General features: G+C 42.7%; 1 pseudogene. It reads right to left on the minus strand.

Features of this window, described 5'->3' with window-relative positions:
* Positions 1-348, minus strand: a pseudogene (locus tag GNY06_RS15235) (transposase); the annotation flags it as partial.
* Between the last annotated feature and the right edge of the window lie 8 nt (positions 349-356).

Raw genomic sequence — 356 nt, forward strand, 5'->3', positions numbered from 1 at the left:
CCCAAGTACATCCTTTTTTCCTTCGATATCAACCCCGAGGATATTATAGATCGCACGTGTTTCAACAGCAACATTCACCCTTACCTTGAAAAACATACAATACAGAAATACAACTGGATAGACGTTTTCTAGAGGACGGTTTCTGCATTCTTGAACCGAGTTTATTAGACTATCGGTAATACGGGATATCTCTGCAGGAGAAATCTACTTAGCATTCATTTTCTGAACATAATCCCCCAGTGCTCGGGTACTCACTCCCATAGCGTACATCGATAAGATAGTACCTTCCAGCTCATCGGTAATGATTAGCTGGCGTTTGGGCACAATCTTAGGTTCAAAAGTACCCAGGCGGTCAC

It is taken from the genome of Elizabethkingia argenteiflava (assembly GCF_009904105.1).
Lineage (GTDB): Bacteria > Bacteroidota > Bacteroidia > Flavobacteriales > Weeksellaceae > Elizabethkingia > Elizabethkingia argenteiflava.